A 21094-nucleotide genomic window follows, 5' to 3' on the forward strand; every position below is an offset into this window, starting at 1 on the left:
GACAAAACCCCAATGATTAAATGTTTATTTTATCGTAACAACTCTAAAGGTAGAGTGCAATAATGGAAGTTTTCCAATTTACGATACTTGTTTTGTTGTCGAACGAGAAAATAGTATTTCTAGTAAGATTGCCATTACAGCCCCAAGAACGAGACCATTACTTAGGAATGAAGCTAGAAATGGTGGAAGCGTGGAATATGCTCCTGCTGGAACGAACATAACCCCAATTCCTGTGAAGATTGACAGACCTGCTACTTTAAATAATCGTTCTTTATCCTGTACCGTTTCGTATTCTCGAAAGGCGAGACCGATCATGCTTGCAAATACAGGATAAATGGCAGCATAACCAACTGCAACTGGGATTGCCGCAAAGAATGAAGTGATCTTTGGGAATATACTAACGACAATAATAAAGCTTGACCCTAATATAAATGGGAGGCGTTTATAAATATTAGTCGTTGCAATAAAACCTGCTGATCCAGAAATAGCGACAGGTCCGATAGCCGAAAACAGGCCGCCTAGTAATTGATTGATTCCTGTTATAATACCGGCCTGTTTAAAACGATCTGATGCAGCATTTTCTTCATATTTAGAGACAACCTTTTGTACAACGCGAATACTTGCTAACATATTTGTTAGAAGTAAGAGTGTAACGAAAATGACCGTAATTACCATGTTCCATTCAACACGAGGCATTCCGAAAACAAATAAGGATGGAAAACGGATTATATCTGTCACTGGTGTTATTGGATTAGATAATCCGAAGCATGCGAATAATATCCAGCCACAGACGATACTGAAAAGAACAGAATATTGTCCGATAATAGGTAGCTTCATGATGAAAAAGGATAGTAAAATAACAATGAGTGAAAGAATAAATACGTTAGGTTGTACTTCTGTATGTTTTCCATCCAGGCCGAACATTCCTTTTAAGAAGGAACCACTAAGTTGTGCAACAAGAAGAAATAAGTACGTTCCAATGACTGTCGGTGTAAAATAGCGAACGAGTTTATCAATAAGTCCAAAAACGCTAAGAATAATACAAATGATACCGCTTAATAAGAAAGCATATTGAAGAACTTTAAGTGTCTCATTGTTTGATCCAAATAATACGACACCTAAACTTGCATATAGGGAGAAAATTCCCCACCAAAGGCCAGCAGGACCTTCTTGAATAGGAAGTTTATGCCCAAATATAGCTTGTAAGAGACCAGCAAAGCCTAGAACAAATAATGTTCTTTGTACGAATGCGATAGCTTCAGCGCCATCAAGACCATAACTAGTTGCGACGCTAATTGGTACAATAAGACTCCCAGCTAAAATAAATAGTGCCCATTGTAAGGCGGAAAGAAATGTTTTCATTATATCAACCTCTTTCATAGATTCCGTATCTAGTATATATGTATTTCATTTCCACTGGCAAAGATTGTAGATAGAGAAAAGAGTTGAAACATGATATGAATGCACGTAAGCAATTATGGATAGCAGTTATATGTATGACTTTTGTTGTAATTTTAGGAACGCTAGGATTTATGACGATTGAAGAGATTAGTTTGTTTCAAGCATTTTGGATGACGATGATTACTGTATTAACTGTTGGATACGGAGATGCCATTCCTGTAACACAGGCAGGAAAAGTTTTTGCGCTCCTTATCATACCGATTGGAGTCGGTATCGTTACGTATGCAATCGGTGTAGTGGCAGCTATGATTATTGAAGGGAATTTATTTCATGCAGTACGGAGGAAGAAGATGGATAAACAAATAGCACAGTTACAAAATCATATTATCGTATGTGGTTGCGGTAGAGTAGGGCTTCAAGTTGTACATGAATTGCAAGAAAAGAAAATTCCATTTGTCGTCGTGGATAAGGATGAAAGCATATTAGAGAAGGAAAAGCTTTTATATGTACATGGAGATGCAACAGAAGACCAAGTGTTACATCATGCTGGGATTTCAAAGGCAGCTGGTTTAGTTGCTATCGTAGCAAATGACGCTGAAAATGTATTTATTACGTTAACTGCAAGAGGATTAAACGATGCAATTAAAATTGTGGCAAGAGCAGAAAAACCAGAAACCGAAGACAAATTAAAGAGGGCTGGTGCAAATAAGGTGATTAATCCATCTAGTATGGCAGGGATTCATATTGCAAAAGGTATTGCGAATCCGCTAACAGTTCATTATATTGATACAGTACTGTATGGCGTGGAGCAGTCATTTGTAATTGAAGAAATTGCAGTCGGTGAGGGCTCTATTTTAGCTAATAAATCATTATTAGAGAGTGATGTTAGAAATCAATTTGATGTAACAATTTTAGCGATTTTGAGAAATGGGAATGTTATACATAATCCAACGGGGCAGGAAAAGTTGCAAGAACATGATATGATAATAGTATTTGGTTCAGTAGAGAAGCTGGGGCAATTTGAGAAAGAACTACAAAGTACGAGGTGATAAGGGATGCAAATATCAAGCGATAAGATTTTAAATAAAATGGCGAATGAAATTGCAAAGGCAAAAAGTAGTGAAGGACAAAAATCAAAAGAACATGTATTAGTTGTGCGTGCTTTATGTGATTTATTATTAGATGAGCAAGTTGAATCTTCTACGTATAGAGAGCCGCAAATTCAATCACAAATAATTGGATCACAACCAATCACGATGCAACCAATTGCACCGGTTTCTAATGAGCCAGTATATATAAAAGAAAGTGATGCAAACGGTAATTCTTTATTTGATTTTTAGAAGATAAATCGTTTGGCTTATATGTAAAAATTGCTTATGATAAAGGTAAAAAAGGGGAATTAAGATGAAAATTTTCTTTTTACTAGGTTGTATTGCAGCGGGGCTATCTGTTGCGTTAGGGGCTTTCGGAGCACATGGTTTAGAAAATAAAGTTTCTGCAAAAATGTTAGAGGTTTGGAAAACAGGTGTTACATATCAAATGTTTCATGCAGGTGGACTATTTGTAGTTGCTTTATTGATGGATAAAATTCAATCATCACTTTTAACTACTGCTGGCTGGCTTATGGTAGCCGGGATTATTATGTTTTCAGGTAGTTTGTATGCATTAAGTACGACGGGTATTAAGTTCTTTGGCCCAATTACACCTCTTGGTGGTGTGGCGTTTATTGTGGCATGGATCTTAGTCGGAACTGCAGTTGTAAAAGGATTATAAAAACAAAAGCTGGCATATGCCAGCTTTTTTTATGGTCTTGGAGCATAAGTTGCTTGTTGACCAGGCAAATACGTAATTCTTTCTGGGAATTCTACATAATCTAAGTAAATCATTAGTAGTAAATAACGTTTCCCTGACTCTGGCTCACTAATTACAATATGATCACGACCAGCTGCTTCGATAATACCTGTATAGGATTGTGTACCGAGTGAACTACCACGCTCATAAGTCATTACAACTGTGGCTTGCTTGCCCTTGTTCAAGCGAAGAATATTTTCAATATATGACTGTTCTAGAGGTAACATACCTTGAGAAACAGCATATTGAGCTTGCGCAGCTTGTTGTTGCATTGCTTGCTGCTGTTGCTGTTGCTGTGGGGTCATTTGTTGCGGTTGTACGTAAGTTCCAGATGGTTGATAGAAACCTGTTCCGTAATACGGATTTTGTTGCTGTGCCATTCAAAAATCCCTCCTTGTTTTCATTCCTTAATATATGCTAGGGCAATCCCCAGCATTTGGCTGGAAGAAGCAGTGCTTTTTGAAGCGACCAGAGTTTTGCTGGTTATACCAAGTTGGTGGGCATGCACCTTCAGGTCTAAAAAACCATAAGGCAAAGTTGGCAGGCCAAAAGCGTTGCCCTTGAATGGTCCGTCTTGCCAGAGCAATATCTTGTTCACGCGCACGCTGATAAAAATATCCTTTTTGCGTTGCTTCGAAACCGCCAGGGTTTTGATAAACCATTTGACGTAAATTACGAATGTTTTTAAAGTCCAAACAATTTCCACGAACGCGATTTACTCCAACATTTCCAACCATTAACATTCCTTGTTGCCCTTCTCCTTCAGCTTCAGCACGCATCAATCTAGCTAATAACTTAACATCTTCTTCGTTATGCGCGATAACGCCCATTATGTGTCACCTCTGTTTTTGGAATACCTTTTGGAAAGAGGTTTATCTCTAGATGAAGTGTGTAACAATTACTAGTTCATACGTATGAGGAAAAAGAGTCAGATATGACAACCAAACGAAGTTTTACATTGGGAGTAGAAAATAAAAAAAGCTAGCGTGAGCCAGCTTTTTTTATTAAAAAACTTTAGACCATAAGTTTGAGAAGAAATCACCGATAGAGCGCATTGTTAACACAAACCAATTTGCTTTTTCAACATCTTCTGTCGTTTTTGCAGTAACTTTCATACTTTTACTACCGTCTAAGAAACCATATTTATCAGTGGATTCTAAAGTAATCGAACCTACTTTGGCACCCTTCTTAATAGGAGCAACTAAATGACCATCTTCAGCAAGTGATTTATCTGCTTCAGTTCCAATTTTATAAGGGTCTTTGCTACCTTTTTTTGCAATTACGGTTATTTCTTTTTCCGGTGCAACAGTTACTTGATCTTTTTTTCCTTGTACTACAGAGAGTGTATTGTTTTTATCGACCTTTAGTTTTTGTTTTTCGAAGTTATTAAACCCGTATTCGATTAACTCACGAGATTCTGTGAAGCGCTCGTCCATTGATTTTGTTTTAATAATAACCGAAATAAGACGTACATCACCACGTTTAGCAGTAATAGTAAATCCGTATCCAGCTGTATCAGAACTTCCGGTTTTTAAACCATCAGTACCTTCATAAGCGAAAGCAGCTCCTGGTAACATCCAGTTCCAGTTTTCCATACGAATTGGTTTCGGATGATTATCTGGGAAGTTTCTAAATCTTTGTTTTGTATCCTCTAGCATTTCTGGATACTTTGTAATCATTGCTTTTGAAAGTATACCCATATCGCGAGCTGACATAGAGTTTTCTGCATTTGGATCAGTACCCTCAGGATGTTTTCCTTTTAAGTCAGCGTTATTTAAACCAGTAGCGTTTACAAATTTATATTTCTTTAACCCTAGTTTTTTTGCATGTTCATTTGCAAGATTTAAGAAGTTTTTCTCACTTCCTGCAAGAAGTTCTGCTAAGGCAATACTAGATCCGTTTGCAGAGAAGATAACGATAGAATGATATAGTTCTCTTACAGTATATTGACGTCCTTTTTCGAACGGCACGTTTGAGAATTCATTATTACGTGAAACTTCATAAGCGTAATCGGAAATATTTACCTTTGTATCCCAAGTGATTTTTCCTTCTTTAATTGCTTCTAACACGGCATAAACAACAATTAATTTTGACATACTAGCGATAGCTAGTAATTCATCTGGATTTTGTTCATGCAGTATTTTTCCTGTATCTGCATCAAATAGAAGTGCAGCAGCTGCCTCAATGTGTATTTTTCCTTCCGCATGGGATGTTGTTACTCCTAAGGAAGAAATTGACAATAGAAACGCTAGTAAAATAGAAAAGATTTTCTTCATATACATTATCACCTTCGCATCGTTATTAGCATATAGCTCGTACCATTTTAGCATAAATTTGGATATGGAAAGGTTACAATTTTGTAAGGTATTTAAAAGGGATTTGTCGATTTTTGTTCAAATTTGCGGAAAAAAGAAGTTTTTTGAGGAGAAATATAGAGGGGAATAAAAAAAGGAACGAATTTCGTTCCTTTTTCACGATTTACCCCGAATTAACGGGCAGTAAGATCCCCACCTCAAAATTAAGCGAAAGCAAGGAGGTTAGGTGGGCGATCAACTGCCCGTAAAAGCCCGATTGGTTCAACTAATAATCAGTGGGGATGAACAAAATCCCCACTGATTAAAGTTTCACTTTATATGTGTAAAAATTTCTCTACCTTTTCGTCTGGTAAAATGTTTCCGACGAAAAATGTTCCGAATTCACCATAACGAGCACTTACTTCATCGAAGCGCATTTCATATATAAGCTTTTTAAATTGAAGAACATCGTCAGCGAATAATGTTACGCCCCACTCAAAATCGTCGAATCCAACAGATCCTGAAATAACTTGGCGTACTTTACCTGCATACTGGCGACCAATTTTACTATGACTGTACATCATTTTCTTACGTTCCTCCATCGGAAGCATGTACCAGTTGTCATCACCTTGGCGACGCTTGTCCATTGGATAGAAGCAAATATGATTTGCTTTCGGTAACTCAGGATATAAGCGAGCTAAGATTTGTGGATTTTGGTATGGATCTTCATCAGCTGGAAGGTAGTTGCTTAGTTCAACAACAGATACGTAAGAGTATGCAGGAACCATATATTCAGCTAAAGTTGTTTTATTCAATTCTGTCTCAATTTCATTTAACTCTTCCATTGTTGGACGTAAAATCATAAGCATAATATCAGCTTTTTGGCCAACAACTGTATACATTGCGTGACTGCCCTTTTTTGCAGCAGCTACGTCGTTCCATTTTTCAACGACATTTAAAAATTCAGACACAGCTTGTCCGCGTTCGTCGCTAGATAATGTTTTCCATGCAGCCCAATCAATAGAACGTAAATCATGTAAACAATACCAGCCATCTAACGTTGTTGTTGCTTCACTCATTCTATTCACCTCAGTTAATGATAGTTTTACACGTTAACTATAGCATATATAGTTTTAAAATCATCTATATAAAACCTTGGCGCATAAAATTGTCACATTTAAGTGTTTAAGCAAGGTGAATTTAACGGCTGAATTTTATGAAAATATAATCATTTTTATTTTATCTATTTTTTGGGAGCTATAAGTTTAAAATATAGAGGAAAAGAAGTATTCTTAAAGATAGAGTTTTTTAACATATGTAGGAGGGTTTATTCGTGAGCAACTTATTTACAACAGTAAAAGAAAAAGTTCAAGGAAAAGGCATTTCTATCGTACTTCCTGAAGGAACTGATGAAAGAATTTTAGGCGCTGCAGAGCGTTTAGCAAAAGAAGAGTTAGTAAAACCAATCTTAGTTGGTAATAAAGAAGAAATTAGCGCAAAAGCTGCTAGCATGAATTTAACATTAGCAGGCGTTGATATTTACGATCCAGCTACATACGAAGAAATGGATGCAATGGTAGCATCTTTCGTTGAACGCCGTAAAGGTAAAGCAACTGAAGAAGACGCTCGCAAAATCCTTAAAGACGAAAACTACTTCGGTACAATGCTTGTATACATGGGCAAAGCACACGGTTTAGTAAGTGGTGCAGCTCACTCTACAGCTGATACAGTTCGTCCAGCACTTCAAATCATTAAAACAAAACCAGGCGTTACAAAAACTTCTGGCGTATTCATCATGGTACGTGAAGAAGAGAAATATGTATTCGCTGATTGTGCAATTAACATTGCACCAAATAGCCAAGATTTAGCTGAAATTGGTATCGAAAGTGCGAAAACTGCTGAACTATTCGGCATTGATCCACGCGTTGCTATGTTAAGCTTCTCTACAAAAGGTTCTGCGAAATCTCCAGAAACAGAAAAAGTTGTAGAAGCAACTCGCATTGCAAAAGAAATGGCTCCAGAATTAGCTCTAGATGGAGAATTCCAATTCGATGCTGCATTCGTACCATCTGTAGCTGAGAAAAAAGCTCCAGGTTCTACAATTAAAGGTGATGCTAACGTATTCGTATTCCCAAGCTTAGAAGCTGGTAATATCGGCTACAAAATCGCTCAACGTTTAGGTAACTTCGAAGCAGTAGGACCAATCTTACAAGGTTTAAACATGCCTGTAAACGACCTATCTCGTGGATGTAACGAAGAAGAAGTGTACAAGTTAGCTTTAATTACAGCAGCTCAAGCACTTTAATTCTATAACGAATTGAAATAAAGACCGTCGCTAAAATAGCGACGGTCTTTATTTTTCTAAGCCAAGTGCTTTATTGTTACGATCAATAATACGTTGTAAATTCGTCTCATATAAAGGTATTTCATCTATTGTTAATTGAGATGGTGTTAACTTTGGAGCGAATTGCTGCAATGTTTTTAAAAGGCGCATCATTAAATCTTGTACTGTAATGGTTTCGCCAAGTAATTCTGAAAGTGAAGCCATCGTACTCGGTACAATTTCAGGATAAGTAAAGCGTGTTTCTTCTCCTTGAATGGCTAGGTTGTAGAAATCACGAACGAGTGCGGCACGTTCAGAGCCACTTCCTGTAGCACAGAGATAAATTTGGACAGCGACACCACCGCGAATACGGCGCTGTGAAATACCAGCAAATTTTTGATCGCGAATACTTAAATCGTAGCTACCAGGGCAGTAAGAACCAACGATTTCTTTTGCCTCAATTGTAACATCGTAATCCTTTAACATTTCCTGAATTAAATGCCACATTGTATCGTATCCAAGATCAATATCGATACCTTTTTCCGTCTCTTGGAATAAAAGCGATACGTTTAACACACCTTCATCAAGTACGACTGCAAGTCCGCCAGAATTACGAACGATAACATTGAAGTTGTTTTCTTTTAAAAAGGAAATACCTTCTTCCAAGTGCGGTAGGCGTGAATCTTGAATGCCAAGAACAATTGTATTGTGATGAACCCAAGAACGCATTGTTGCAGCTGATTGACCATTTCCGATACTTGTGCATAATGTGTCGTCCATTGCGAATGACTGCAATGCATGGAATGTTGGTCCCAAACTAGACTGATCTACAATACGCCACTCTGGCTGAGATAAAATGGAACGGGAATTGCTCATATAACTAACCCCTTATCTTTAAAATGACAATCTCTATTATAGCAAAAAATGAAGAATGGAGTTTCCTCATATATAAAGGGAAAGTTTAAAGGTGAAATAATAAAAAGGATGCATTATATGCACCCTTTTTATTCTGCAATTTTTTCTAAATTACCGTTTCGGTCCATTCGGAAAGATGTTTGAGAACGTTCTTCTTCATCCATGACTGCCAACTTACGAGCACGGTTCATAATATTCATGAGTGTTTCGTAATCTTCTTGTACAGTATGAGATTGTTTTTCTAATTTTTCCAATTTCTTTTCTAGTTCTTCATTTCGAAGGATTTGTGATTTAATTTCTTGTTTCAATCTCGTATTCTCGTTTTCAAGAGCTGTCACTTTTATATTTGAAGATCCGACTGTTTGTAAAAAATAAATAACATCTTGCATTGTCATAGAGCCCTTTGTAGCAGGAACGGTAGTTTCTTGATATGGAGTAGCTTCTTTATATTGTACAATTGATTCCTCTTGTACGAACTCTTCATAATTAGTTATCGAATCTGAAGCTGGTGGTGTATAAAGTAAACGTTTTTTCGCTTGTTCACCACTTGCAGCACGCATTTTATCTTTACGATGTTTTTTTGCTAGTTGAAGAGCTTGTTCATAGCTATAGCGAACAACAGCATTCCAACGGAAACCACAGGCAGCCGATGTACGATTTAATCTGTCTCCTACTTCTTCAAATGCATTTAATTGGGTACTTCCTTCTCGAACGTGACGAAGTACAGTTTCAGCAAGTAATAAATCATCCTCATCTGTCCAAGCATCTTGTCTTACTTTCATAGATTCAACTCCCTTTCTTTTTATGAACTTCCTATTTTTATAATGGGCAAAAAAATGAGCTTTTATACAAAGCTTTTAAAAATATGGTAGATTTCGATGAGAGGTATAAAGTGAAACTTTAATCAGTGGGGAGGTTCTTCATCCCCCACCTAACTTCTTTGCTTTCACTGAATTTTGAGGTGGGGATCTTACTGCCCATTAAAGCGGGATAAATTTTGCCAAGAATGATGGAAGCTGCTGTAGGAAAACATATAAATATGTAGCATTATATGAGGAAAGAGCGTCGAAAGGAAACTTGCAACGAGCTTCAAAGAGCGGTAAAATACCATTTAGTGTTTATTTTTAAATGTACTTGAGAAAAGTTTAAAATAGAGGAAGTGTTATATAATGGGAAACGAATTTCGTGTGTGTGATGATTGTCAGGCAACGAACGTTAAAACGTTGATTCCAAAGCTAAAAAAAGTAGATTCATGTGCAACGATTGAAGTTGGATGTCAGTCTTACTGTGGCCCTGGCCGTAAAAAATCATTCGCATTTGTAAATAATCGTCCAGTTGCAGCGCCAACAGAAGATGAATTAATTGTAAAAATTGAAGCGAAGTTAAATAAGTAAGGAAAAGAAGAGTGAACAGATTACTCTTCTTTTTTTATGCCCATAAGAGGAAGAATCTATTCTGAGAAAGCTTAACTGGTGATGATAATAGTTCATGACAGATAGGCATTATCTATTTATTAAGGTCTCGACCTATATGAATTTGTATTTCAAAATAATGGTTGACAGTCTTTTGAAGCGATAGGTAGAATATAAGGTGTCTGATTCTGAGAATCATTATCAGAAAAGGGCCGATTCATTTAATTTTTTTTATTGCTATTTGAGAATAAATTTCATTTCATTAAATTAAACATATGTTGTTGGTTAGGATGGTTGAGGGATGGAAGCGAGCGCAAGGAGTATGGAACAGCAAGATGTGAATGTTAAAGAGATTAAGAGCAGGCCGCTCATTGCTTCTATTATTTTAGTAGCAGGTACAATTTTGTTAGCTTTAAGCATGGCATTGTCTATTTCGTTTGGTGCTGCAGATATTAGTTTAAAGACTGTATGGCAAGCTGTATTTCAGTTTGACGGTTCTATTACGCATCATAACGTAATTCAAGAACTTCGCATGCCTAGAGCAATAGGGGGCGTAGTTGCAGGTGCCTTTTTAGCGGTATCAGGAGCAATTATGCAAGGTATGACGCGAAATCCACTTGCATCACCATCGTTAATGGGGATTACAGATGGAGCTGTATTTGGAATTGCAATTATGTATGCATTCTTCCCTAATTCACCTTATTTAATGTTCGTTATCGCATCTTTTATTGGTGCTGCGTTTGGAGCGAGCATTGTATATGGAATTGGATCTTCTTCGCCAGGTGGATTAACGCCTGTGAAATTAGCTTTAGCGGGTGCCGCAATTAGTGCTTTATTAGGGGCCATTTCATCTGGAATTGCGCTATATTTCAATCTTGCCCAAGAGGTGAGTATGTGGAATGCGGGCGGAGTTGCTGGAGTGAAATGGGAAAGTATTAATATGTTAGTACCGATTGGCCTAGTTTGTCTCTTCATTGCAATTATGATGTCGAGGTATATTACAATTTTAAGCTTCGGTGAAGAAATTGCGATTGGACTTGGTCAAAATACGACATTAATTAAATTTATCGGGACAGTACTTGTTCTTGTGTTAACAGGTTCGGCAGTTTCTATGGCAGGATCGGTTGGATTTGTTGGTCTTGTCATCCCACATATGACTCGTTTCCTTGTAGGCTCAGACTATAGATGGGTTATTCCATGTTCTGCGGTCTTAGGCGGGCTTTTAATTGAATGTGCAGATATGTTATCTCGCGTTATTAATCCGCCGTTTGAAACGCCAATTGGAGCAATTACAGCACTAATTGGGGTTCCATTCTTCCTCTACTTAGCACGTAACGAAGGGAGAGGAAAAATGTGAGGACAAGTGTCTTAACAAAAAAGAACGTTTCGGTTTTAACAATTTTAGTAGGATTAATCGTTACTGTATTTTTAGTGAGTTTAAATACAGGGACATTTAAAATACCCCCAATGGACGTATTAAAGTCATTGGTTGGACTGGGGGCTGAAGATCAGTCTGTTATTTTATTTGAATTCCGTATGCCACGTATGGTCATTGCTATACTAGTTGGATCTGCTTTAGCGATGTCAGGTGCGATTTTGCAAGGGTTATCACGAAATCCACTTGCTGATCCAGGTATTATCGGTATTAACGCTGGAGCGGGATTAACAGTTGTTATCTTTGTCTACTTTTTCTTCGGGAAAGTAGGAACTGGTACATTTTTATCTGTATTCATTCTTCCGTTCTTCGCACTAGTTGGAGCGATATTAGCAGCTGTTATTATTTATTTATTAGCATGGAAAGACGGCGTTTCATCAACGAGATTAATACTTGTCGGTATCGCTGTTGCAGCCGGGTTTGGTGCTGTTAGTTTAATTTTTTCTATGAAGATGACATCTAACGATTTCCGTTTTGCTACGATTTGGTTAGCAGGAAGTCTATGGGGCACAGATTGGAAGTTTGTACTAAGTGTACTTCCATGGATGGTTATTTTCTTGCCACTTGCTATTAGTAAGGCTCACATATTAAACGTAATGAACCTAGGCGACTCCACAGCAGTTGGCCTTGGTGTAAATGTAGAAAAAGAAAGACGTAAATTATTATTTATTGCAGTTTGTTTAGCTGGTGCATCTGTTGCTGTTGCCGGAGGAATTGGTTTTATCGGTTTAATGGCTCCGCATTTAGCGAGGGGCCTTGTTGGTGGTAAACATCAAATTATGCTGCCTACGGCTGCACTAATAGGGACGTTTTTACTTTTATTCGCAGACGTAATTTCAAGAAGTGTGTTAACAACTTCAGAAATACCGGTCGGTCTTGTTATTTCTGTAATTGGTGCACCGTATTTTATATACTTACTTATGAGGACAAAATAAAGGGAGGCTTTTTGTATGGCAACTTTAGCGGTTGATGCGGTATCTGTTGGCTATAATGAAGGGTTAATTATTGATGGATTAACAGTTGAAATTCCGGAAGGGAAAATTACAACAATTATTGGACCAAATGGTTGTGGGAAGTCCACATTATTAAAAACGGCTTCTCGTATTTTGAAGGCGAAAAAAGGTACTGTTTATCTTGACGGAAAAGCAATCGAGAAACAACCAACGAAAGAAATCGCAAAGAAAATGGCAATTTTACCACAGACTGCAGAAGTGCCAACTGGCCTTACTGTATTTGAACTCGTTTCATATGGGCGCTTTCCTCATCAAAAAGGATTTGGAACGTTGAAAGAAGAGGATTATCGCTACATTCATTGGGCACTTGAAGTGACGGGAATGACAGAATTCGCAAATCGTCCAGCAGAGGCGTTATCAGGTGGGCAACGCCAACGCGTATGGATTGCGATGGCTCTTGCACAAGGGACAGAATTACTTGTATTAGATGAACCGACAACGTACTTAGATATGGCTCATCAATTAGAAGTATTAAACTTATTGAAAAAGTTAAACGAAGAAGAAGGTAGAACGATTGTTATGGTTATCCATGACTTAAACCATGCTTCTCGTTTCTCAGATCATATGATTGCATTAAAAGCTGGTAAGTTAATGAAACAAGGAACGCCAGACGAAGTGATGACGAGTGAAACACTTCGCAGTGTATTTGAGATTGAAGCTCAAATCGTTCCATGTCCAGTAAACTGTAAACCAATTTGTTTAACATATGATTTAGCGATGATTAGTAATCAATTGCGTAAAAAAGCATAAGTAGAATCCCCCTCGTAAAGAGGGGGCTTCTAATGGATGTTGAGCTTCTTATTAGTAAATAGGAAGTTGAACACCCGTTAGAACGGGGCATAAACAACAATTAATAAATATATATTGATTAATTGTTAACCTTGTTTCTTATAGTTCACTGTAACTTATAAGAGAAATACAGCTAGAAGGAGTGGAAACATGAAGAATTTTAAAATGGCGTTATTAGCAATGGTACTAGTCGTTACTTCTGTACTATTTGCAGCTTGTTCTAACAAAGAAGAGAAAAAAGCAGATGCGAAAGATGCGAAGACTGAAGAGCGCACTGTACAACATGCAAAAGGGGAAATTAAAATTCCTGCAAATCCAAAGAAAATTGCTGACCTTAGTGGTTCAACAGAAGAATTGTTAATCTTTGGTATGAAACCAATTATTACTGCTAATACATCTCAAGAAAAAATTGATGCACATATTGCAAATAAATTAAAAGACGTTAAACCGGTTGGCTCTGCTTGGGGCGATAAAATTAATATCGAAGCAGTAGCTGCTGCAAAACCAGACTTAATTCTTGTAAACGATCGTCAAGAAAAGATTTATGATCAATTATCTAAAATTGCACCAACAGTTATGTTAAAAACTCCATTAGACCAATGGCGTCCAAAATTCGAAGAAGTAGGCCAAATCTTCGGTAAAGAGAAAGAAACAAAAGAATGGTTCAAACAGTATGATGAAAAAGCAAGCAAATTACATGATAAAATCGTTGCGAAAACTGGCGATGCTAAATTCATGAAAATGGCTGCATATCCAAACGCTTTCCGCGTATATGGTGACTACGGTTACGGTAGCGTAATCTTTAAAGATTTAAAATTACCAGCGGTTAAAGGTACACCAACTGATAAAGCGTTAGTACAAGTACAAAAAGAAGCTTTAATTGATTACAACCCAGATTACTTATTCGTATTTACGACTGGTGACGGTTCTCAGCGTCTAAAAGAATTCCAAGAAGAATCAATTTGGAAAAATATGAACGCTGTTAAAAATAACCACGTATTTACAATTAAAAACGAAGACTTAAACAAAGGTTACTTCCCGCTAGGTAAAGAAATGATTTTAGATGAAGTTGCTGAGTTCGTTTTAGGGAAATAATGTGTAAAAAAAATCACTTTTACTCCGGTAAAAGTGGTTTTTTTCTTTATATAAGGGCAATTAATATAGTCTTTCATTTCTTTCTGTTTCCTATTTCGTTTATAATATATAGTAAGAATGCAGTAAAGAAAGGGGGATGTCGGAAAGTGGTATATTTAAACGACAAACTCAGCGAAACAAAAGTGTTTAAAGACCCGGTACATAAATATGTGCACGTGCGCGATCGTGTTATTTGGGATTTAATCGGAACGAAAGAATTTCAACGCTTGCGCCGTATTAAGCAGCTTGGAACGACATTTTTTACATTTCACGGTGCAGAGCATAGTCGCTTTACTCATTCGTTAGGTGTATATGAAATTATTCGTCGTATGATTGATGATGTGTTTGATGGCAGACCGAATTGGAATGCTGAAGATAGATTGTTATGTTTATGTGCGGCATTGCTTCATGATGTCGGTCACGGTCCATTTTCTCATTCGTTTGAAAAAGTATTTTCATTAGACCATGAGAAATTTACGCAAAAGATTATCGTTGGAGATACGGAAATTAATCGTGTATTAAGTCGTGTGGATAAAGATTTCCCACAAAAGGTAGCCGATGTAATTGCGAAAACATCTACTAATAAATTAGCGATTAGCATGATTTCTAGTCAAATTGATGCAGATCGCATGGACTATTTATTAAGGGATGCGTACTTTACTGGCGTAAAATATGGAAACTTTGATATGGAACGTATACTGCGTGTTATGCGTCCGTACGGGAATCAAGTAGTTATTAAAAATAGTGGTATGCATGCTGTTGAGCATTATATTATGAGTCGTTATCAAATGTATTGGCAAGTATATTTCCATCCGGTAACGCGCAGTGCTGAAGTTATTTTAACGAAGATTTTACACCGTGCAAAATCATTGCATGAGAAGTATTATACATTTAAAAATCACCCTGTTCATTTCTATTCTTTATTTGAAGAAGAAGTGACAGTAGAGGATTATTTAAAGTTAGACGAGAACGTTATGTATTATTACTTCCAAGTATGGCAGGACGAAGAAGATCCAATTTTAAGCGATCTATGCCGTCGTTTTATGAATCGAAACCTATTTAAATATGTAGAGTTTACAGATAAGCACGGTTTAGATAATTGGATGGAATTAAGTAGCTTATTTAAAAAGATTGGACTCGATCCAGAATACTATTTAGTAGTTGATTCAACATCAGACTTACCGTACGACTTTTACCGTGCTGGTGAAGAAGAAGAACGCCTGCCAATCTTACTTCTTATGCCAAATGGAGAGCTTAGAGAGCTTTCACGTGAATCGGATATTGTTGAGGCGATTACTGGTAAGAAGAGAAGGGATCAAAAGCTATTCTATCCGCATGATTTAATCTATGAAGATGGAAGAAAAGGAAAATATAAAGAGAGAATCATCGAGTTACTAGAAGGAAAAAAATAAGAAGCAGCTAATGGCTGCTTCTTATGAAAAAACTTGAAATTATTTGTCGCTTAAGCGTTTTCCGCCAACTGCATAATGGTTTTTAGACATTTCTTCGATGAAAACAACGATGTTTTCTTCAGGAGCACCAGTTGTTTCGCTTACTGCTGCTGTTACTTTCTCAGCAAGAGCTTTCTTTTGTTCCTCTGTGCGTCCTTCTAACATTTTCACTGTTACGTATGGCATATATAATCGCTCCTTTTATGTAAGTTACAATCTTATTATAGCGGATTATGGGGAAGAACAATCGAAAAAACAAATAATTTCTTTTTTTGACATATGGAAGAGGAGATGAAGCATGGATCAGTTATTTAGATACCCGTTGCACCAAATTCCTTTGGTAGCAATGGCCATTATTATCGCATTATCAGTGCATGAATTTGCGCATGCATATGTAGCATATAAATTTGGGGACGATACAGCAAAGAGACAAGGGCGTTTAACGTTATCACCGATGGCTCATTTAGACCCTATAGGTTTAATTGCAGTATTAATTCTTGGATTTGGTTGGGCAAGACCGGTTCCTGTTAACCCATATAACTTTAAAAGACCGCGTCTTGCAGGTATATTAGTTTCAATTGCAGGGCCGATTAGTAACTTAATTTTAAGCGCAATCGGTTTAATTATTTGGTATAGCTTATTAACATTTGGTGTATTATACTCAATTCCATCTGCAGTAGCAGATACGTTAGCTCAATTTTTCCAGATTTTTATTATGCTGAATATCGTTTTACTTGTATTTAACTTATTACCGATCCCGCCACTTGATGGGTATCGCGTAGTGGAAGATTTAGCACCAGCAAATATTCGCGCGAAAATGACACAGTATGAAAAATACGGGGCAATTGCGTTATTAATTCTCGTTATTACACCTCTTAGTAATTACACAATTCAACCTATTTTCCAGGTAGTTATTCCGCATGTATTTGTATTTTTAGATAGCATCATTGCGCCTATTTTTGGCCTTGTATAAATTTTAAGTGAGGAGGAATTTACATATGACAGAGAAAAAGAAAAAAATCGGTTTTAATATCGTGAAAAATGATTCAACGGATGGACATGGTGGTTTTGGCGTTGGGGCATTAAGCCTAGAAAACATTTCACCCGTATTTGTTGATGTACTAGAGAAAACAGCATTTGTTGATATTGGTGCGATGCATGCGCGTAGTACAGTAGAAAAAGGTATTAAGTTTTTAACAAATAAAGATGAAGTTCCAAACGGAAAACCATACTGGCTTGTGTGGGTAACGATTGAAAGAACAGCAACAGGTGCGTATTATGCAGGTGTAACAGCTTGTGAAATGACAGTTGACCGTGAAATTCGCCGCGGATATAAGTCACTTCCAGAGCACGTAAACAAAATGGATAAATCATTGAAGCGTCACATTATGGTTGACCATATGGACGAATCATCTAAAAAAGTACTTGGTACATTCTTAAAAGAACATAATGAAGCGATTTGGAACGAATCTAGCGAAGAATTGCGCCGTGCTTTATTAAGTGAATAAAAGAAAAGGATGTCTCACTAGTCAACAATCGACTAGTGAGACATCCTTTTTATTTTGACTTGTTGTATGAAAATATATCAACGATTCGACTAGGAGGCTATTCCACGTTCAGTGAAATAGCCTGATATTCTACCAAGGAAGATATTTTTTCCACCAACTTGTTTTTTTCTTTTCTTCAGTTGTCTTTTCAAATTCCTCTTTATCATCAACGTGATCCATACAATATTCAGTTGGTTCTGTACCTTTTGCAAAATACATTTTCACTGAAATTGGGCAATTTTTTGTAGCAATTTTCCCGTTTTCAGGGTTAATATCGACTGCAACGACGTCACTTGGTTGTTTAAACTCTTTTTTAGGTTGTCCATCTAAGCCTTTCTCCATCGTATCAGTCCATATTCTTTTCGCATAGCCTTGTTCTGCTACGTTTGAAATTGATTTAGGTTGATCATATCCAACCCATACGCCAGTTACGAGTTGCGGGGTAAACCCAATCATCCAACTATCTGTTTCAGTAGATCCAGATTTTCCAGCATATGTTCTTGATAGTTTAGATAACATCGATTGACCAGTTACAGCAGCATAACTGCTTAGTTTTTTATTAAACATGCCTGTCATCATTTCTTCCATCACAAATGCTTTGCTCTTATCAAGAACTTGTTTACTCTCCAAATGAGCATCGTATAAAATATTTCCTTCATGATCCATAATGCGGCGAATGAAAATAGGTTTTACTTCTTTTCCCCCGTTTGCGAACATGCTATAAGCGTTAACCATTTCAATTGGTTTTACAGGAGATGTACCGAGCGCAAGGGAAGGGACGTCTTTTAATGCACTCTTAATGCCGAATTGCTTCGCCGTTTTTGTAAGAATGTCTTCGCCTAAAAATAAATTGGTTTTCACGGCATAGACGTTATCAGAGACCGCAAGAGCTTGCGCCATTGTTACAAAATCGTCTGCATAATAGTCTTTATAGTTTTTCGGTTTATACTTTGAAACACCGTCACCTAAAGTGAACACAGTGTATTCACTTTTTAAGCGCGTAGCAGGGGTGAATCCTCGTTCTAATGCCGCATAATATAGAAACGGCTTAAATGTAGATCCAGGCTGGCGAGCGGCCTGTGTAGCCCTGTTAAATTGACTTGTATTATAATCAGTTCCACCAACAAGGGCAGCTACTTCACCTGTTTTTGGATTCATAGAGACGAGCGCAGTTTGTATGTTTGTCGTGTCAGGTATGTGGTCTTTTACAGCTTGCTCTGCAACCGATTGTAATTTTGGGTCTAGCGTTGTATAAATACGCAAGCCGCCTTTTTGTAAGGCTTGCTCATCTAATCCGATATCACGAAGAAGAGAAGCTTGTACAGCATCTTGGAAATAAGGCGCAACCTCTGCGACTTTTTTCGTATCTAATGAAGCGAAAGTTAGTGACTCTTTCTTTGCTGAAGCTGCTTGTTTCTTCGTAATATAGCCTTGTTCTACCATTTCATCTAATATAAGAGATTGTCGTTCTTTCGCACGATCTTCTTTTAAAAAGGGAGAGTAGACACTAGGTCCTTTTGGTATACCTGCAAGCATACTAGCTTCCGCTAATGTTAATTCTTTTGCTGTTTTATCAAAATATAGACGGGACGCAGCTTCGATTCCATAAGCACCATGCCCGTAATAAATTGTATTTAAATATCCTTCTAAAATATGATTTTTATTATAATTCACTTCAAGACGGATTGTGTACATTGCTTCTAATAGTTTACGTTTCCACGTTTTATCATGATCTAAGTATAGGTTACGGGCATACTGTTGTGTAATCGTACTAGCGCCTTGGACTTTTGCCATCGCTTTTAAATCAGCGACAATGGCACCAGCGATACGCTTCATATCAAAGCCATGATGTTTGTAGAATCTTTGATCTTCGATAGAAAGTGTTGCCTCTTTTACATAAGGAGAAATTTCATTGAGAGATACATTGTATCGTTTTTGCATCTCATTACTTTGTCCTATAACAGTGTCATCATTAGCATAAAAGACACTTGTTTGCGGGACAGCGACAGGAGGAGGTCCCATAATTTTTGCAACTATAATAATAACAAAAAAGGAAAAAACGAAAAAAAGAACAGAAGAAAACATTACGGTGAAGAAAAGACGTTTATATTTTTTAAGTTTTGGATTCTTAGTTTGATCCATCTTTTTCAGCCCCTCATTCATACAAACATTATTGTATTAGTATTGAGGGTTTTCGATTATTTTAAACAATGAAATTTCGAAAATAAAGAGCTCCTTCAATTAAGAAAGGAGCTCAAATGCACGTGCTGGCCAATCAGTAATAATGACATCTACGCCATAATCAATCATAGTTTGTAAATCTTTGTATTCGTTAATTGTATAAGGGCGGAAAACATACCCTTGCTTTTGTGCGAGTTGAACAAATTCCTTTGTTAGTAGTTCAAAGTTTGGATGTAAACCAGTTGCTTCTCTAGTTTTTGCTTCAGCGATAGGATCAGCAAGTGGTGTGTCATATAAAATTGCTCTTGGGATTTCAGGAGCAATTTCTGCTAATAATGAAACAGAGTCGTGATTAAATGAAGAGAATACAATTTGATTAGAAAGATGATATTCTCGAACGAGAGCAACAACTTTTTCTTCAATGTTTGGATAGTGAATGACATCTGTCTTTAACTCAATGTTGAGCTGTAACTTTGTTGTAGATAACCAAATGAATACTTCGCGTAACGTTGGGATTTTTGCTTCATGGAAAGAAGGATCTTTATGGCTGCCGGCATCTAAAGCTTGTAACTCTTCTACCGTTTTTTCAGAGACAAGACCTACATCATTCGTTGTACGATCGACTGTTTCATCGTGAATTACGACAAGTTCACCATCTTTTGATAGGTGGACATCAAGTTCAATGCCATGGGCGCCGATGCGTTCAGCTTCTTGGAAGGCAATCATCGTATTTTCTGGATGTGTTCCTTTTACGCCGCGATGAGCGAAAATAAGTGGTTTACTCATGTGAAATTCTCCTTATCATTTCTTTTCTTTCATTATGAAACTGCTTTTGAAAAAATACAATTTAATATGACAAACATTTACAAAAGTCTAACAGTTGCACAAAAGTTAACGTTAACGTAAAATGTAATAATCGAGTGAAGGGAGGAATAAACATGTATAAGATTGATGAAGTTACAAAGCAAGTTGGTTTAACAAAACGTACACTTCGTTATTATGAGGAAATTGGTTTAATTCATCCCCCAGAACGTAGTGAGGGGAACATTCGCCTGTATACAGACGAAGATATCGCTAGAATTAAAAGAATTGTGGAAGCGAAAGAAGTGTTAGGGATTACGCTTCAAGAAATGCAACATTTTTTATCGTTAAAAGAAAGAATGGAGCAAAGAAGAAATAGTGAGAATCCCCGTGATCGTGAAGTGATTCAAGAAATTAAAGAGATGCTTGAAAAACAAGTGCAAACGCTAGACGAGAAAATGGAGCAAATGCAGCGTGTAAAGGGAGAACTTGAAGACAGCTTACATCGTGCAGTGACATTTTTAGAGAATACAAAAGGAGAGTAATC

The 21094-nt window shown here is 37.1% G+C and carries 23 protein-coding genes; 13 read left to right on the forward strand and 10 right to left on the reverse strand.

Annotated features, from left to right (window positions below):
* Nucleotides 1-78 precede the first annotated feature (78 nt).
* Nucleotides 79-1362, reverse strand: a complete 1284-nt coding sequence (locus ACTFRN_RS21225) for a purine/pyrimidine permease (RefSeq protein ID WP_000847024.1) — start codon at nt 1360-1362, stop codon at nt 79-81.
* A gap of 95 nt (nt 1363-1457) precedes the next feature.
* On the opposite strand from ACTFRN_RS21225, the gene ACTFRN_RS21230 reads away from it, so the two are divergent.
* From ACTFRN_RS21230 to ACTFRN_RS21240, 3 genes are all read left to right on the forward strand, one after another.
* Nucleotides 1458-2450 (forward strand): potassium channel family protein, encoded by a 993-nt coding sequence (locus ACTFRN_RS21230; protein WP_000994000.1) that lies wholly within the window; start codon nt 1458-1460, stop codon nt 2448-2450.
* Nucleotides 2451-2456: 6 nt separating this feature from the next.
* The gene (locus tag ACTFRN_RS21235; protein ID WP_001167354.1) at nt 2457-2741 is read left to right on the forward strand and encodes a YwdI family protein; all 285 of its coding nucleotides are present in this window, start codon (nt 2457-2459) and stop codon (nt 2739-2741) included.
* 64 nt (nt 2742-2805) lie between these two features.
* On the forward strand, nt 2806-3174 hold the full coding sequence (locus ACTFRN_RS21240; RefSeq protein WP_000688322.1) for a DUF423 domain-containing protein: 369 nt from the start codon (nt 2806-2808) through the stop codon (nt 3172-3174).
* A gap of 29 nt (nt 3175-3203) precedes the next feature.
* Here the strand turns inward: ACTFRN_RS21240 and gerQ are convergent, their stop codons facing one another.
* The 4 genes from gerQ to hemQ all read right to left on the reverse strand — a co-directional run bounded on the left by gerQ (nt 3204) and on the right by hemQ (nt 6625).
* Nucleotides 3204-3632: a spore coat protein GerQ gene (gene gerQ / locus ACTFRN_RS21245; protein WP_000068646.1), complete on the reverse strand. Its 429-nt coding sequence runs from the start codon at nt 3630-3632 to the stop codon at nt 3204-3206.
* Nucleotides 3633-3659: 27 nt separating this feature from the next.
* Nucleotides 3660-4082, reverse strand: a complete 423-nt coding sequence (gene cwlJ / locus ACTFRN_RS21250) for a cell wall hydrolase CwlJ (protein ID WP_000538151.1) — start codon at nt 4080-4082, stop codon at nt 3660-3662.
* Nucleotides 4083-4256: 174 nt separating this feature from the next.
* The gene (locus ACTFRN_RS21255; RefSeq protein ID WP_175573752.1) at nt 4257-5534 is read right to left on the reverse strand and encodes a serine hydrolase; all 1278 of its coding nucleotides are present in this window, start codon (nt 5532-5534) and stop codon (nt 4257-4259) included.
* A gap of 347 nt (nt 5535-5881) precedes the next feature.
* On the reverse strand, nt 5882-6625 hold the full coding sequence (hemQ, locus tag ACTFRN_RS21260) for a hydrogen peroxide-dependent heme synthase (protein ID WP_001287585.1): 744 nt from the start codon (nt 6623-6625) through the stop codon (nt 5882-5884).
* Nucleotides 6626-6879: 254 nt separating this feature from the next.
* Here hemQ and pta point away from each other — a divergent pair, with 254 nt between their 5' ends.
* Entirely contained in the window at nt 6880-7851 is a 972-nt protein-coding gene (gene pta / locus ACTFRN_RS21265) for a phosphate acetyltransferase (RefSeq protein ID WP_000067214.1), read from the forward strand.
* Between the two features lie 48 nt (nt 7852-7899).
* On the opposite strand, the gene ACTFRN_RS21270 is transcribed toward pta, so the two are convergent.
* Nucleotides 7900-8745 (reverse strand): lipoate--protein ligase family protein, encoded by an 846-nt coding sequence (locus ACTFRN_RS21270; protein ID WP_000071956.1) that lies wholly within the window; start codon nt 8743-8745, stop codon nt 7900-7902.
* A gap of 128 nt (nt 8746-8873) precedes the next feature.
* A complete protein-coding gene (locus ACTFRN_RS21275) occupies nt 8874-9566 on the reverse strand; it encodes an RsfA family transcriptional regulator (RefSeq protein ID WP_000868373.1) in 693 nt (230 codons plus the stop codon).
* A 387-nt stretch (nt 9567-9953) separates the two neighbouring features.
* Here ACTFRN_RS21275 and ACTFRN_RS21280 point away from each other — a divergent pair, with 387 nt between their 5' ends.
* From ACTFRN_RS21280 to ACTFRN_RS21305, 6 genes are all read left to right on the forward strand, one after another.
* A complete protein-coding gene (locus tag ACTFRN_RS21280; RefSeq protein ID WP_000526077.1) occupies nt 9954-10178 on the forward strand; it encodes a DUF1450 domain-containing protein in 225 nt (74 codons plus the stop codon).
* 319 nt (nt 10179-10497) lie between these two features.
* A complete protein-coding gene (locus ACTFRN_RS21285; protein ID WP_049111407.1) occupies nt 10498-11553 on the forward strand; it encodes a FecCD family ABC transporter permease in 1056 nt (351 codons plus the stop codon).
* Entirely contained in the window at nt 11550-12566 is a 1017-nt protein-coding gene (locus ACTFRN_RS21290; RefSeq protein ID WP_088106269.1) for a FecCD family ABC transporter permease, read from the forward strand. Before ACTFRN_RS21285 ends, ACTFRN_RS21290 begins: the two co-directional genes overlap by 4 nt.
* A gap of 15 nt (nt 12567-12581) precedes the next feature.
* Nucleotides 12582-13394, forward strand: coding sequence for an ABC transporter ATP-binding protein (locus tag ACTFRN_RS21295; RefSeq protein WP_000212064.1), 813 nt, complete (start codon nt 12582-12584; stop codon nt 13392-13394).
* A gap of 189 nt (nt 13395-13583) precedes the next feature.
* On the forward strand, nt 13584-14528 hold the full coding sequence (locus ACTFRN_RS21300; RefSeq protein WP_000787735.1) for an ABC transporter substrate-binding protein: 945 nt from the start codon (nt 13584-13586) through the stop codon (nt 14526-14528).
* 146 nt (nt 14529-14674) lie between these two features.
* Nucleotides 14675-15979, forward strand: coding sequence for an HD domain-containing protein (locus ACTFRN_RS21305; protein WP_000262739.1), 1305 nt, complete (start codon nt 14675-14677; stop codon nt 15977-15979).
* A 39-nt stretch (nt 15980-16018) separates the two neighbouring features.
* Here ACTFRN_RS21305 and ACTFRN_RS21310 read toward each other — a convergent pair whose 3' ends face one another.
* Nucleotides 16019-16204: a 2-hydroxymuconate tautomerase gene (locus ACTFRN_RS21310; protein ID WP_001147171.1), complete on the reverse strand. Its 186-nt coding sequence runs from the start codon at nt 16202-16204 to the stop codon at nt 16019-16021.
* A 112-nt stretch (nt 16205-16316) separates the two neighbouring features.
* Here ACTFRN_RS21310 and ACTFRN_RS21315 point away from each other — a divergent pair, with 112 nt between their 5' ends.
* Together ACTFRN_RS21315 and ACTFRN_RS21320 are read left to right on the forward strand one after the other, a co-directional pair.
* The gene (locus tag ACTFRN_RS21315; RefSeq protein WP_000372453.1) at nt 16317-16991 is read left to right on the forward strand and encodes a site-2 protease family protein; all 675 of its coding nucleotides are present in this window, start codon (nt 16317-16319) and stop codon (nt 16989-16991) included.
* Between the two features lie 25 nt (nt 16992-17016).
* The gene (locus tag ACTFRN_RS21320; protein WP_000136687.1) at nt 17017-17526 is read left to right on the forward strand and encodes a YwhD family protein; all 510 of its coding nucleotides are present in this window, start codon (nt 17017-17019) and stop codon (nt 17524-17526) included.
* 129 nt (nt 17527-17655) lie between these two features.
* On the opposite strand, the gene ACTFRN_RS21325 is transcribed toward ACTFRN_RS21320, so the two are convergent.
* Together ACTFRN_RS21325 and ACTFRN_RS21330 are read right to left on the reverse strand one after the other, a co-directional pair.
* The gene (locus ACTFRN_RS21325) at nt 17656-19707 is read right to left on the reverse strand and encodes a transglycosylase domain-containing protein (RefSeq protein WP_088106268.1); all 2052 of its coding nucleotides are present in this window, start codon (nt 19705-19707) and stop codon (nt 17656-17658) included.
* 99 nt (nt 19708-19806) lie between these two features.
* Nucleotides 19807-20532: a glycerophosphodiester phosphodiesterase gene (locus ACTFRN_RS21330; RefSeq protein WP_049111408.1), complete on the reverse strand. Its 726-nt coding sequence runs from the start codon at nt 20530-20532 to the stop codon at nt 19807-19809.
* Between the two features lie 152 nt (nt 20533-20684).
* Between ACTFRN_RS21330 and ACTFRN_RS21335 the strand changes: the two genes are divergently transcribed.
* The gene (locus ACTFRN_RS21335; RefSeq protein ID WP_000276568.1) at nt 20685-21092 is read left to right on the forward strand and encodes a MerR family transcriptional regulator; all 408 of its coding nucleotides are present in this window, start codon (nt 20685-20687) and stop codon (nt 21090-21092) included.
* The last annotated feature ends 2 nt before the right edge of the window (nt 21093-21094 follow it).

It is taken from the genome of Bacillus cereus group sp. MYBK245-2 (assembly GCF_051916145.1).
Taxonomy (GTDB): domain Bacteria; phylum Bacillota; class Bacilli; order Bacillales; family Bacillaceae_G; genus Bacillus_A; species Bacillus_A pacificus.